Origin of the sequence: Nocardia noduli (assembly GCF_019038455.1) — a bacterium.
Lineage (GTDB): Bacteria > Actinomycetota > Actinomycetes > Mycobacteriales > Mycobacteriaceae > Nocardia > Nocardia noduli.
The window spans coordinates 1-12,711 of record NZ_JAFMPL010000031.1 but is presented as its reverse complement, the minus strand read 5'-3'; the positions used below and the strand labels follow the sequence as shown (position 1 = coordinate 12,711).

At 68.3% G+C, this 12,711-nt stretch carries 13 protein-coding genes; 6 read left to right on the top strand and 7 right to left on the bottom strand.

From position 1 onward, the window contains the following. Positions 1-144 precede the first annotated feature (144 nt). Entirely contained in the window at positions 145-1,521 is a 1,377-nt protein-coding gene (locus JZ792_RS18610; protein ID WP_216911749.1) for an ATP-binding protein, read from the top strand. A 4-nt stretch (positions 1,522-1,525) separates the two neighbouring features. Here JZ792_RS18610 and JZ792_RS18605 read toward each other — a convergent pair whose 3' ends face one another. Then, positions 1,526-2,140, bottom strand: a complete 615-nt coding sequence (locus JZ792_RS18605) for a TetR/AcrR family transcriptional regulator (protein ID WP_216911747.1) — start codon at positions 2,138-2,140, stop codon at positions 1,526-1,528. A gap of 99 nt (positions 2,141-2,239) precedes the next feature. On the opposite strand from JZ792_RS18605, the gene JZ792_RS18600 reads away from it, so the two are divergent. Beyond that, positions 2,240-3,220 (top strand): hypothetical protein, encoded by a 981-nt coding sequence (locus tag JZ792_RS18600; RefSeq protein WP_216911745.1) that lies wholly within the window; start codon positions 2,240-2,242, stop codon positions 3,218-3,220. A gap of 187 nt (positions 3,221-3,407) precedes the next feature. Here the strand turns inward: JZ792_RS18600 and JZ792_RS18595 are convergent, their stop codons facing one another. The 3 genes from JZ792_RS18595 to JZ792_RS18585 all read right to left on the bottom strand — a co-directional run bounded on the left by JZ792_RS18595 (position 3,408) and on the right by JZ792_RS18585 (position 5,263). Next, positions 3,408-4,388, bottom strand: coding sequence for a hypothetical protein (locus JZ792_RS18595; RefSeq protein ID WP_216911744.1), 981 nt, complete (start codon positions 4,386-4,388; stop codon positions 3,408-3,410). 83 nt (positions 4,389-4,471) lie between these two features. After that, on the bottom strand, positions 4,472-4,909 hold the full coding sequence (locus tag JZ792_RS18590) for a Fur family transcriptional regulator (RefSeq protein ID WP_109523750.1): 438 nt from the start codon (positions 4,907-4,909) through the stop codon (positions 4,472-4,474). A 3-nt stretch (positions 4,910-4,912) separates the two neighbouring features. Beyond that, the gene (locus JZ792_RS18585; protein ID WP_109523749.1) at positions 4,913-5,263 is read right to left on the bottom strand and encodes an ArsR/SmtB family transcription factor; all 351 of its coding nucleotides are present in this window, start codon (positions 5,261-5,263) and stop codon (positions 4,913-4,915) included. 305 nt (positions 5,264-5,568) lie between these two features. Between JZ792_RS18585 and JZ792_RS18580 the strand changes: the two genes are divergently transcribed. Continuing rightward, entirely contained in the window at positions 5,569-6,954 is a 1,386-nt protein-coding gene (locus JZ792_RS18580) for a glycine--tRNA ligase (protein WP_109523748.1), read from the top strand. Positions 6,955-6,999: 45 nt separating this feature from the next. Here the strand turns inward: JZ792_RS18580 and JZ792_RS18575 are convergent, their stop codons facing one another. Together JZ792_RS18575 and JZ792_RS18570 are read right to left on the bottom strand one after the other, a co-directional pair. Further along, a complete protein-coding gene (locus JZ792_RS18575) occupies positions 7,000-7,395 on the bottom strand; it encodes a DUF1707 domain-containing protein (RefSeq protein WP_216911742.1) in 396 nt (131 codons plus the stop codon). A gap of 70 nt (positions 7,396-7,465) precedes the next feature. Further along, positions 7,466-8,071, bottom strand: a complete 606-nt coding sequence (locus JZ792_RS18570) for a TenA family protein (protein ID WP_216911741.1) — start codon at positions 8,069-8,071, stop codon at positions 7,466-7,468. A 32-nt stretch (positions 8,072-8,103) separates the two neighbouring features. Here JZ792_RS18570 and JZ792_RS18565 point away from each other — a divergent pair, with 32 nt between their 5' ends. The 3 genes from JZ792_RS18565 (at position 8,104) to JZ792_RS18555 (ending at position 11,656) form a co-directional block, all read left to right on the top strand. Beyond that, positions 8,104-9,405: a phthiocerol/phthiodiolone dimycocerosyl transferase family protein gene (locus tag JZ792_RS18565; protein ID WP_308165351.1), complete on the top strand. Its 1,302-nt coding sequence runs from the start codon at positions 8,104-8,106 to the stop codon at positions 9,403-9,405. A gap of 82 nt (positions 9,406-9,487) precedes the next feature. After that, complete coding sequence (locus JZ792_RS42980) at positions 9,488-10,939, top strand: molybdopterin-dependent oxidoreductase (RefSeq protein WP_216911740.1); 1,452 nt, start codon at positions 9,488-9,490, stop codon at positions 10,937-10,939. Positions 10,940-11,062: 123 nt separating this feature from the next. Further along, complete coding sequence (locus tag JZ792_RS18555) at positions 11,063-11,656, top strand: class I SAM-dependent methyltransferase (protein ID WP_216911739.1); 594 nt, start codon at positions 11,063-11,065, stop codon at positions 11,654-11,656. A 142-nt stretch (positions 11,657-11,798) separates the two neighbouring features. Here the strand turns inward: JZ792_RS18555 and JZ792_RS18550 are convergent, their stop codons facing one another. Then, complete coding sequence (locus JZ792_RS18550) at positions 11,799-12,623, bottom strand: MerR family transcriptional regulator (protein ID WP_216911738.1); 825 nt, start codon at positions 12,621-12,623, stop codon at positions 11,799-11,801. Positions 12,624-12,711 lie beyond the last annotated feature (88 nt).

The following is a 12,711-nucleotide window of genomic DNA, read 5'->3' as shown; positions in this document are numbered from 1 at the left end:
CCTGAACCGGGTCGGCGACGGTCACGCGCTGCCCGAGCTCGGCGGCGTGGTCCAGACGGGATCCGATCGGGCCCCCGCGTGCCCGAACCCGCGTCGCAACCTGCATGTAGCCCTGAGTTTGCCAGGTGGTGGCACGATCGGACCATGCCCGACGATTCCCGCTATCCCGTGGCCCGCTCCGATGACGGACGCTCCTTCGTCATCGCAGACTCCGTCGGTAGCTCGTTCATAGCCGGTTCCCTCATCGTGGTGCACGCCGGTGGCACGCGGCAGCTGGCGATGGTCGAGGAACGGAGTCAGACCACACCCGCGCGGTTGCGCGGGCGCCTGATCGGCGAACTGGCCGTCGACGGCATCGATACCGGGGCCAGTCACGCCTTCGACAGCGGTCGCGTCGAGCCGGTCGACTCGCGGATCGTGCAGACCCTGCACGACACCACCGGCGCGGTACTCGACGTCGGCGTGAATCTCACCCCGCCGTTCGGTCCGGCCCGGCTGCTGCCGACGAGATTCAACCGGCACACCTTCTGGTGCGGTCAGAGCGGCTCGGGGAAAACCTATGCCCTCGGCGTCGTCCTCGAACAACTCATCGCGCACACGGCCCTGCCGATGGTGATCTTCGATCCGAATTCCGACTACGTCCGCCTCGGTGAACTGCATCCCGGCGCCACCGGCCCCGCCGCGGATGCGTTGCGGGAGCGCGATATCCGCGTATTGCGCCCGCACGACGCCGCGGCCCCGCTGCGCGCCAGGTTCACCGCGCTGCCGCTCCCGTCCAAGGCCGCGGTGTTGCGGATCGACCCGATCGTGGACCGCGAGGAATTCGGCGAACTCCTGCGCATGTCCGCGCTGATGACCGCCGCCGAACTCGACGAAACGCTGCCCAAGCTGCTGGGTTCGGACAATCCCGCCCAGCGCCGGCTGGCGTTGCGCATCCAGAACCTCGGGCTCAACACCTGGGAGGTGTGGGCGCGCGGGGATACCGCCGTGACCGATATCGTCGCGCAGCGTCCGGACGCCACCGTCCTGGATCTCGGCGGATTCTCCACGAGCGAACAGCAACTCGTGGTGGCGCTCGCACTGCTCGACGATCTGTGGGCGCGCAGGGAGGAGCGCCGTCCGTTACTTCTCGTCATCGACGAGGCGCACAATCTCGCTTCGCCGCGCCTGGACTCCTCGATCGCGGTCTCGGTGCGTGAGCGGCTGATCCAGATCGCCGCGGAAGGACGCAAATTCGGACTGTGGCTGCTGCTCTCGACCCAGCGGCCGACCAAGGTCCATCCTGGCATCCTGTCCCAGTGCGACAATCTGGCGCTGATGAAGATGACCTCACCGTCCGATCTCGCCGAACTCGGCACCTATTTCGGATACGCGCCCACCGCGCTGCTCGAGCGCTCGCCGTGGTTCCGTCAGGGCGAGGCGCTGTTCGCGGGCGGGTTCGTGCCCGCCCCGTCGCTGCTGAAGGTGCACGCCCGATTGACCCCGGAGGGCGGCAGCGACGTGCGCGTGCCGCTACGGTGAACCGCTAACCGCCCTGTGCGGCGGACTCACCGTAGGGGAGCAGGGTCCGAACACCGCGCGCCAGCGTCTCCGGCGTGATGTCGCCGATGATCAGGTGTTGCAGGATGAAGCCGGGCAGCAGGCCGATGATGGCCACCGCGACCGCGTGGGTGTCGGCGTCCGCCGGGAGCCAGCCCGCGGCCCGCATCCGCTCCGCGTAGTCCTCCCAGACCCCGCGCATGGCGAGAATGGCCTCCCGCACGTAACCGGTCGCCTCCGGGTTGACCAGGGCGAGTGACCAAGCCTGTGGGGCCAGCCGCACCGGTCCTTCCGGTCCGCTGCGCGCGACGATGTTCCTGGCGATGAGGGTGATCACCTCGGCGGGGGTCGGCAGGGGTTCGGCGCTGATCGCCTCGGCCATGGTGCCCCTGAGCTCGATCATCGTCTGGGTGGCCAGCGCGGCGATGATGTCGTCCTTGCTCTTGAAATACCGGTAGACCGCGCCTGCGGAGAGCCCGGATTCGGCGAAGACGTCCTGCATGGAGGAGTCGTGGAAGCCCTTGCGGGCAAAGCACAGGCGGGCGGCGTCCAGAATCTGCTGCCTGCGGCGTTCCAGATGTTCTTCGCTGACTCGGGGCATGAACCCAAAGTAAAACGAATATCCGTTCTTGACAACCTTCCGCCGCCGTGCGACCGTGAAATCAATAAAGAACGGTCATTCGATTTTCGGGAGAAAGTCATGAACACCACCCAGCGAGCATTCGCGGTCGGACTCGCCGCCGCCCTGCTCCAGGCCCTGATGCTGATCGCCTTCGCCTGGCCCGCCGCCAATATCGAACCGCGTGATCTGCCCATCGCGGTCACCGGTCCGCAGGCCCAGCAGGTCGCCGAACGGCTGAATGCCCAACTTCCCGACGCCTTCGAGATCACCACCCCGGCCGACGAAGCCGCGGCCCGCGCCGCCATCGTCGACCGCGAGGTCTACGGCGCCGTCCTCACCGGCGGCAGCGCACCACGGGTCCTCGTCGCCTCTGGCGCGAGTCCCGCTGTCGCACAGCAACTCACGGCCTTGGCCCAGCAGTTGTCCGGCGTGCCGTCCGCGGCCGTCGAAGACGTCGTCGCCGCCGACGTGGACGATCCGCGCGGCACCGCCTTCGGCGCGATGGTGCTGCCCCTGGTGATGTCGGGCATCGCAGCCGGCGTCCTGCTCAGCCTCCTCATTCCCACCCCCGCCACCCGTATCGCCGGACTCGCCACCTTCGGCGTGGTGGGCGGATTGCTCGGCATGGCGATCATCCAGGGCTGGATGTCGGTCGTGCCCGGCTCCTATCTCGCCCTGGCCGCGGTCGCGGGTCTGGTCTCCTTCGCGGTCGCCGGTGCGGTCGTCGGCCTGGCCTCGGTCGTCGGACGCCCCGGGATCGGTATCGCGGCACTCACCATGCTGCTGATCGGCAACCCGTTCTCGGCCGCCACCTCCGCCCCAGAACTGCTGCCGCAGCCGTGGGGCGCCATCGGCCAGTACCTCCCGCCCGGCGCGGCCTCCACTCTGCTCCGCTCGGTCGCCTTCTTCGACGGCGCCGGGGCCGCGAAACCGCTGACGGTGCTGCTGGTCTGGGCCGTGGTGGCGGTGACGCTGATCGGTGTCGCGGTACTGCGCGGTCGCCGCGCCGAGGCCGAACCGGTTCCGGCGGCGTCACCCGAACCGGTCCCGGCCGTCTGAGCGCGACGCGAATCCCGCTGTAGCCCGGTCGCACCCGTTCGACCGGGTGCGATCGGACGCTGTGCTGCTTGTCCTGTGCCGCCCGACCGAACCGACGCGGTCGCACCCGCCGACAGCCGTGGTCGCCGAAGTCCGGTGCACGGACACGACCGTCGAACAGGGCCGACGTTCGTGTCCGGGGCGTCGGTCAGCTCACCGTGAACGGCATCGACGCCGCGGTCCCCGGATCCTTGTCCGCGTTGTAGGTCACCACGTACTGCCCGGCGGTGGGCGTCGGCACCACGAAGATCACGTAGTTCAGCGGATTGTCGATGGTCTCGCCGCGTCCGAGCAGTTCGTTGATCGTGCCCCGGAAATCGGCGACCACGGTCCGGCCGTCCGGTGTCTTCAGGCTGAAGTACTGGTAGTAGATATTGGTCCCGCCGTCGGAAATCCCGGCGCCGCCGACGAGTTTGATACGCAGCGCCAGTTCGTCCTTACCGCGTTCGTTCTTCGCGTAACTCGGACCGAGTGTGGCCCCGGTGATCTCGACGGTGGTCGGATCCTGCACCAGGGTGCCGGTGATCGGCAGGGCTCTCGGCTGGACGCTCTCGACCTTGCTCGACGCGGCCAGCGGAATCCGGGTCTGGTTGTCCGACGCCTCGCCGTAGACCACGGTGAGGGTGTCGAGCAGATGATCGGCGTCCTTGAGTACCTGCACCGGGGTGGTGACCTTGCCGGTGGCCGACCCCTTGCCGGGCACGGTCGGATTGTCGAAACCGGCTCCGCCGTCGACCTCCCTGCCCATTTCGAGATGGGAGTTGTTACTCAACGTCGCGGCCTCGAGTCCGGTGTTCTCGTAGGTGATGTCGATGAGCACCTTGGCTCCGCCGTATTCGTCGGGCACCACCGTCGCCTTGTCCACGGTGATCTCGAAACCCTCGAACCAGCCGGTCTTACCGACCGTTCGGACGACGGCCCGACCGGGGCTGTCGGCGGAGTCGGGCTGCGCGCCGGGGCCCGCCGGAGCCTGCGGACCGCCTACTCCGCCTTCGGCGCTGGTGACCGGCGTTCCGGTGGTCTCCTCGTCCAGGCAGGCCGACGTGAGCAATACCGAGAAGCCGAGCAGCGCGGCCGCCCCGATCCGGGTGACGCGATATATCCTTGCGGCGCGTACAGATTCTCGCACGCTTCCTCCCTGGGTAAGGAATCAAGTGTTGATCGATTCCCAGGTGAATAAGCGCTGATCCGCCCGATGTTAACCCCGCCGTATCAGGGTTTTCCGCCGCTGTCGGCGGCCGCGCAACCGCGACAGCTGCCGAAGATCTCCATGGTGTGACTCACGTCGGTGAAACCATGTTCTCCCGCAATGGATTCCGCCCACGCCTCGACCGTCGGCCCCTCCACCTCGACCGTGCGTCCGCAATGCCTGCACACCAGATGGTGGTGGTGGCCGTTGGAACACTGGCGGTAGACCGATTCGCCGGAATCGGTGCGCAGCACGTCGACCAGGCCCGCGTCGGCCAGCGATTGCAGGGTGCGGTAGACCGTGGTCAGACCGATCCCCTCGCCGCGGCGGCGGAGTTCGTCGTGCAGTTCCTGGGCCGAGCGGAATTCCTCGATATCGCCGAGCAGCGCGGCGATGGCACTGCGTTGACGGGTGCTCCGGATACCGACCGACTTGTGCGTATCCAGGGTTTTGTCAGGCACGGATCAACCTTCCTCGGCGTGCGCGACGGCGTCGACGACGATATGTGCCAGATGATCGTCGACGAGTTCGTAGAGCACCTCGCGCCCGGACCGCTCGCCGTGGACGACGCCCGCCGATTTGAGAATGCGCAGGTGCTGGCTGACCAACGGCTGGGTCACGCCGAGCGCGTCGACCAGCTCGTGTACGCAACGCGGCGATTCACGCAGTTGCAGCACGATGGCGATGCGCACGGGCGCCGCGAGGGCGCGCAGCAATTCGCCCGCGTCTTCCAGGACGCCCCGGGTCGGCAGCGGGGCGGGGCCGGGGGACCGGTAGGGGTTGTGCGAATGAGCGGTAGCGGCTTCGGCGGACATCGAATCACTCCTTAATGGAAAGCGATCCCATTTTGATATGCATGGGTGCGCATGTCAAATGCGACATGCGCGGCTCGCACCATCGAGACCTGCGCGGCCCACGACGCCTCGGGGGTATGCGCCCGCGAGAGACCGGGAGTTCCGCCTCGGGATGTATGCCCACCGTACGCGCCGTGACAACACCTGTGCGGTGGAAAACCCGTTGGCCGCTGCCGATAGTCTGTACACGACATATGTCTCCGGGCGACCTCCGCATCGGAAGTTCGCATCCGGACAAACACTCGCAGTGAACGGAGAACTCTCGCGTGGCACCCAAGTCGAAGGTGGACACCGTTGCCAACCTCGCCAAGCGCCGGGGTCTGGTGTACCCGTGCGGTGAGATCTACGGAGGCACCAAGTCGGCATGGGACTACGGTCCGCTCGGTGTCGAGCTCAAGGAGAACATCAAGAAGCAGTGGTGGCGGTCCATGGTCACCAGCCGCGAGGATGTCGTCGGTCTCGATTCGTCGGTGATCCTGCCGCGCGCGGTGTGGGAGGCGTCGGGTCACGTCGCGACCTTCACCGATCCGCTGGTCGAATCGCTGCACACGCACAAGCGCTACCGGGCCGATCACCTGCTCGAGGCGTACGAGGAGAAGCACGGCCACCCGCCGGTCAACGGCCTGGCCGATATCAACGACCCCGACACCGGCCAGCCGGGCAACTGGACCGAGCCCAAGAACTTCTCCGGCCTGCTCAAGACCTTCCTCGGCCCGGTGGACGACGAGGAGGGCCTGCACTACCTGCGGCCCGAGACCGCGCAGGGCATCTTCGTGAACTTCGCGAACGTGATGACCACCGCGCGCAAGAAGCCGCCGTTCGGCATCGCCCAGATCGGCAAGAGCTTCCGCAACGAGATCACCCCGGGCAACTTCATCTTCCGCACCCGCGAGTTCGAGCAGATGGAGATGGAGTACTTCGTCAAACCCGGCGAGGACGCCGAATGGCACAAGTACTGGATCGACACCCGTTTCTCCTGGTACACCGATCTCGGCATCGACCCGGAGAATCTTCGGCTGTTCGAACACCCGAAGGAAAAGCTGTCGCACTACTCGGCGGGCACCACCGATATCGAGTACCGCTTCCGTTTCCAAGGCAGCGAATGGGGTGAGCTGGAAGGTATCGCCAACCGCACCGACTACGACCTGAAGACGCATTCGGAGCATTCGGGCACCGAGCTCAGCTACTTCGACCAGACCACCAACGAGCGCTACGTCCCCTACGTCATCGAACCGGCCGCGGGTCTCACCCGTTCGCTGATGGCGTTCCTGGTCGACTCCTACGCCGAGGACGAGGCCCCCAACACCAAGGGCGGCGTCGACGTCCGCACGGTGCTGCGCCTGGACCGCAGGCTCGCCCCGGTGAAGGCCGCGGTGCTGCCGCTCTCGCGCAACGCGGATCTGACGCCGAAGGCGAAAGACCTTGCCGCGCAACTGCGCAGGAACTGGAACGTGGAATTCGACGACGCGGGCAATATCGGCCGCCGCTACCGTCGCCAGGACGAGATCGGCACGCCGTTCTGCATCACCGTCGACTTCGACACCCTGGAGGACCAGGCGGTGACCATCCGCGAACGCGACACCATGGCGCAGGAACGCATCGCGCTGGACAAGGTCGAGGGCTACCTGGCCCAGCACCTCATCGGCGCGTAGCGATCGCGACGTCGAGGCCGGCACCCACGGGGTGTCGGCCTCGTGTCATTTCCGCTCGCCGCGCGGCCGGGTGGTGATCCCGATCGCCGTCGGGATCAGCAACGCGAAACCCCAGGGCACCGCGACCCAGAACGGCCAGAAGTAGCCCGCCCCGGTGGCCGCGTAGATGACAAGGCACAGTGCGTTCACCGCCGCCCACGGAATCCACATGATGATGATCCACTGCGGAATGCTTTCCCCACGAACGGATTTCGTCGGGCGCTGGGCAGGTAGGTCGGCGAGTACCGGCGTCAGCTCACCGTAGGTCTTGGCGTTGTAGACCTGTTGGACGCGATCGTCGTATTCGTGCAGGGTCAGCCGACCCTCGTTCATCGCCGACTTCAATCGGTCGACGATCTTCTCGCGGTCGGCGTCGGACGCGCGTACGTGCTCGGAACCCACCGGCCCAGCCTAGGACCACCGTCGATCCCGCGCCCACACGGCAGCGGGATATCCCGCCCGCGTGGACGAATCAGGGCACGTCCCAGAAATCGTATTCGTGGCGCATTCCCTCGAGGAAGAAGCGCTGCGCGCGCTCCCGGTCGCCGCCGGCTTCGTCGAGCATCTCGGCGCAGCGGGCGGTCAGGGCGGCGAAGCCGGGATCGGCGTAGGTGTCGACCCAGCGCCGGTAGCGCGGGTCGGCGGGCGGATTCTGGGCGAGGATGGCGCCGAGGGTGGAGTATCCCCACATGCAGGGGTAGAGGGCGGCCAGACCGTCGGCGTAGTCGGCGGCCGAATCCAGCAGGAACGCGGTGTATTCGGCACAGGGCTTCCCCTTGACCGCCCCGTTCAGGTCCGCGCCGAATTCCGCGGCGAGCGAGCGGTGCAGCGCGAGTTCGTCATGGTAGGTGGACTGCGCGAGGTCGACCAGATCGCCCAGATGAGCGGCCGGAGCCTGCCAGGCGAGCCGACTGAACACCCGGACGTAGTCGAGCAGGAACAGGTAGTCCTGTTCCAGCCAGGACCGGAAGACGGGTTCGGGCAGGTCGCCGTTCGCGATGCCCGCCACCGTCGGATGGGTCAGCTGCCGCTCGACCAGGGGGCGTCCGAGCTGTTCCAGATGTGCCGCGAGACTCATCGGAGCAGTCTCTCGCACCCGCCGGATTGCGTGTGATCCGCCCGTGCCGCACGCTGTGCGGTGTGTGGTGGTGTGCGGGTGATGTACTACGGGTGTTAGCGGCGTCGGAACAGCGTTTCGTGAGGCACGCGACCTATACCGGTCGAACGGTGCGGGTGGAGGGTGAACTCGATACGGCGGCGTTGCGCGCGGCCTTCGGCGCACTGCTGCGGACCTATCCGGTGCTCACCTGCCGAATCGGCGAAGACGAGGCCGGACACGGCCACCTCCTGCGCCCGAGCGGCGACCATGTCGGCGCGTGGGTCACCCACGGTGAGCCGGACGAGGTGCGTATCCCGGCCGAGTCGATCGACCCGCGAACCCAGCTGGCCTACCTGGACGTGACGGTCGCGCACCGGTCGCGGGTCACCCTGTACGTGCACCACGCCGTCGCGGACGCCGGGCACTGCGTGGAACTGTTCGCCCGGCTGTGGGACAACTACACCGAATACGTCGGCGGCCGGTCGATATCTGTTGTCCCACAGCCATATCCGCAGTCGCTGGAATGGTATGCGGCAGAGCGTGGCATCGTCAGGGGTGAACGGTCCGGACTCGAGGACGCGATCCGAGCGCTGCCGCCGGGGGCGCGAATCCTTCCACCCGATCCGGAGATCCCGCCGCCGCCCGCCTTGGCCCGCCCGCGACGCGCGGTGCTCGACGTCGAGACCACCGCCCGCATCGTCCGACTCGGACGACGGCCGGATGTCACCGTCAACGGCCTGGTCACCGCCGCCCTGCTGCGCGCCTACGTCGCCGAGACATCCGGTGCCGCAGGTGATCCCGTCCCGGTGTCCTGTGTCTACCCGGTCGATATGCGTTCGCGTCTCGACCCGCCCGTGTCCGCCGTCGCGGGCACGAATATGGCGGGCCTCGCCTGTTTCGCCGCGACCGTCGACCCCGCGGGCGATATCGAGAATCTCGGCGCACAGATCTCCGCCCGCCTGCACCGCGACCTCGCCGACGGAACGGTCCGGCAATCGGTGCTGCACTTCCCCGACTTCTTCGGCCCCACCATGATCCACTCGCTGGCCGGGCATATCGCCCTGACCAACACCGGCCGCGTCCGCACCTTCACGATGCCCGCGGGCTCGGCGCTGTCGGAGTACGAGATCGTCTACCTCTCGGCCCATCCGCGCCCGTCGACGGGCGCCGCCGCGGCGGTGACCTTCCTCGTCTACACCTACGCCGATCGCCTGACCGTCGGCATCCTCGGCGGCGGCGCCGCGGGCGACCGGCTTCCGGAAGCGGTCGCGAAACACTTGGAAGCGCTCGCCGCCGAACCGGTCGACTCCTGAGGAACGGCCACGGCGGTGTCGCCGATTCGGGGACAATGCGAGAAGAACGACGACCATCACGACGAGAGCAGGTGTTACGGCGGTGCGCACGAGCAAGGACCGGAAGCGGGTCGGCGGGCTCGGAGCCGCCGCGGTCGGCCTGGCGGCATTGGGATCAGGTGAGGTCGTCGCGGCAGTCGGAGGCGCGTCCCTGATCGACGCGATCGGGCGGACGCTCACCGACACCGCGCCACTGCCGGTGGTCGAGACGACGGTGGAACTCACCGGGCGGCACGACAAAACCTTCATCCGGTTCGGCACCGTGGCGGGCGCGCTCGCGGGCGCGGTCGGTCTGGCCCGGCTGCCCGACCGATGGCACGTCCCCGCCGCCACTGCCTTCGGGGCGGGCGCGGGCGCACTCGGCCTACGACAGGCCAATCGGTCGGCCTGGATCTCCGCGGGTGCCGCGGCAGCCGCCGGTGTGCTCGCCGCGGGCCTGCGCACCCGGTCACGTGGACTGCTGGCCACGCTCGCGGTCGGTGCCGCGGGCGCGGGCCTGCTCGCCGCCGCGCACACCCTGAACCGCGATCATGATCGCAAGCAGCGCAGTGCTATTCGCCGCATCGGCGCGATGGGCAACCCGGCTGTCACGCCCGAGGACGGACTGGAGGGCGAACCCGGCCTGTCGGCCCTGATCACCCCCGAGCACAAGTTCTACGTCGCCGATGTGAGCCCACACCCGCCCCGCGTCGATCCGGCGCGCTGGCGGCTGGCCGTCACCGGCATGGTCGCGCACCCGCTGCGATTGTCGTTGGCCGATCTAGCCGCCGACGCGGTCGAATTCGACGCGGTCCTGGTCTGCGTCCACAACCGGCCCGGCCAGGGACGCGTCGCCAATGCCCGCTGGGTCGGCGTCCCGCTCGCCGATCTGCTCCGCCACGTCATCCCGGCCTCCGGTGCGACCCGCCTCGTCACCAGGGCCGTGGACGGTTACACGATCTCGCTCCCGGTCGAGCCGTTGCGCTCGGGCGAACTCCCCGGCTACCTCGTGATCGGCATGAACGGCGAACCGCTCAGCCCCGCCCACGGCTTCCCCGCACGCGTGGTCGTCCCCGGCCTGTACGGCCAGTACACCGGCGCCAAATGGCTCGCCGAACTCGAACTCACCGACGACAGCCACGTCGACTACTGGTGGAAACGCGGCTGGACCAGCGATCCGCTGTGGGTCGAACCCCAGGCCCGCATCGACGTGGCGGCACCCGGCCGGGAATCGGCGGGCACGACGGTCGTCGCAGGCGTCGCGTGGGCGCCACCGGCCGGCGTCGCCGAGGTGGAGGTATCGGTCGGGGGAGGGCCCTGGCAGACGACGAAACTGGCCGACGAACTCGCCCCCGCCGCCTGGCGGCGTTGGCGCACGACCCTGGAACTGCCGCCGGGCCGTCACACGATCCGCGCCCGCGTCGTCGGCCGATCCGGAGTGGTACAGGCGGGGGAGAACCGACCCCCTTATCCCAGCGGGCCCGGTGGATTCCACGCGGTGACAGTCGAGATCTGAGCGGGTCACCGGGCCGGTATCGCGCATAGCGGGGGAACTCTCGGGCCGGTGCCGTACGGACCGGTTCTCCTCGGGGATCGAGCAAGCTCGACGAATCCCCCGAATCGGGGAGATGATGACGCTGTGCTCGATTACGACGACGAGGCCGCCGACTACGACCGGACACGCGGCGGTTCGCCCCGGGCGCACGCGGCGGCGTCCGCGCTCGGCGAACTGCTGCCCGCACACGGCATCGTCCTCGACCTCGCCGTCGGAACCGGAATCGTGGCCGAGCGACTCGACGCTCTCGGCCACCGCGTCATCGGCGTCGATCTGTCGACCGGCATGCTGCGCCACGCCGCCCGACGTCTACCGGGCCGAGTCGCCAGAGCGGACGCCACCGCGCTTCCACTGCCGAACGACAGCGTCGCCGCGGTGACGGCCATCTGGCTACTGCACCTGCTCGACGACCCCGAACCGGTGCTCGCCGAGGTGGCCCGGGTCCTCCGCCCCGGCGGACTCTTCCTCACGACCGTGGACAAAGCCGCCGCGATGCTGCCCACCGGTGCGCTCCCGCCCACCCGGGTCCCCGCGGACGGCTGCGCACTCCTCACCGCCGTCGGCGCGCGTCACCGCCTCCGATTGTGCACGGCGACATCGTTTCTCGGCCACGGACAGGCCCGCCCCGGCGACGAGGACCCGAACTATCCCGTCCTCGGCCTGCGCCTCGATACCTGACAGTCGAATAGCGACCGGAACGGATACCCGCTGAGGAGTTGTCCCCGTCAGCGGGTATCCCCAGATCACCCGACGCACATCGGTAGGCCCGGGTGGGGAAGCGTGGCCTCGAGGTTCCGGCTCGGCGGTGACGGCTGGGCACCTACCCGGCGGTGATGGGCTCCATGAGTTCGGTGACCCACCCCGAAGGATCCTCGGTGAACTCCAGGGTGACTTCGCGGGCCGGACCCGCCGAGCGGTAACCATTCTCGTCGACCCACCGCCCCAGCGCCTGCCACGGCTCCATGACGGCGTCCATACTGCCCCGGTGCACGACGGTGGCCGCCTGCGCCACCGCGGGCAGATCGACGATCGAGAAGTCCTGCGACGCATCGGATTCCGCCGACACCGGCATCGCCGCGTGCACGACGACCGAGCCGTCGCCCTCGGAGCGCTGCTCGTAGTAGGCGATCGCGGGCCCGACGGGGGTGATCCCCGCTCGATCCAATCGGCGGCACAGTTCCTCGAACAACGGACCGATCACCGGACCGATCGACTGCGGCTCGAAACCTTCGGCCGCGCCGGTCAATTCGGCGACCCGGACGGCGGGGACGGATTTGACGACGACATCCTGGACGGGCATGAGGCCCTCCTTCTCGATGATCCGGAGTCTCGTGTCGACCTGGACGAGCCGGGCGCGATCCTCGGCGATACGCTGCTCGAGCTCCGCGCGCCGCAGGGTCAGCATGCCGCGCAATTCGGCGCTGTCGACCTTCTCGTCGAGAATCCGGCCCACCTGTTCCAGCGTGAACCCCAGATCCTTCAACGCGACGATGCGGTTGAGCCTGGCGAGTCGAGCGGCTTCGTAATACCGATACCCGGTCGCCGGGTCCACCCGATCCGGTCGCAACAATCCGACCGCGTCGTAGTGGCGCAGCATCCGGACCGATACCCGTCCGTGTCTGGCGAAATCTCCGATACTGAACATGACGCCTCCCGGTCTACGACCTCACACGGTGTCAGAGTCAAGTCTGCGCCGGGCACCGGTTCTCAGAAGCGCCCACCACGGCTGACGC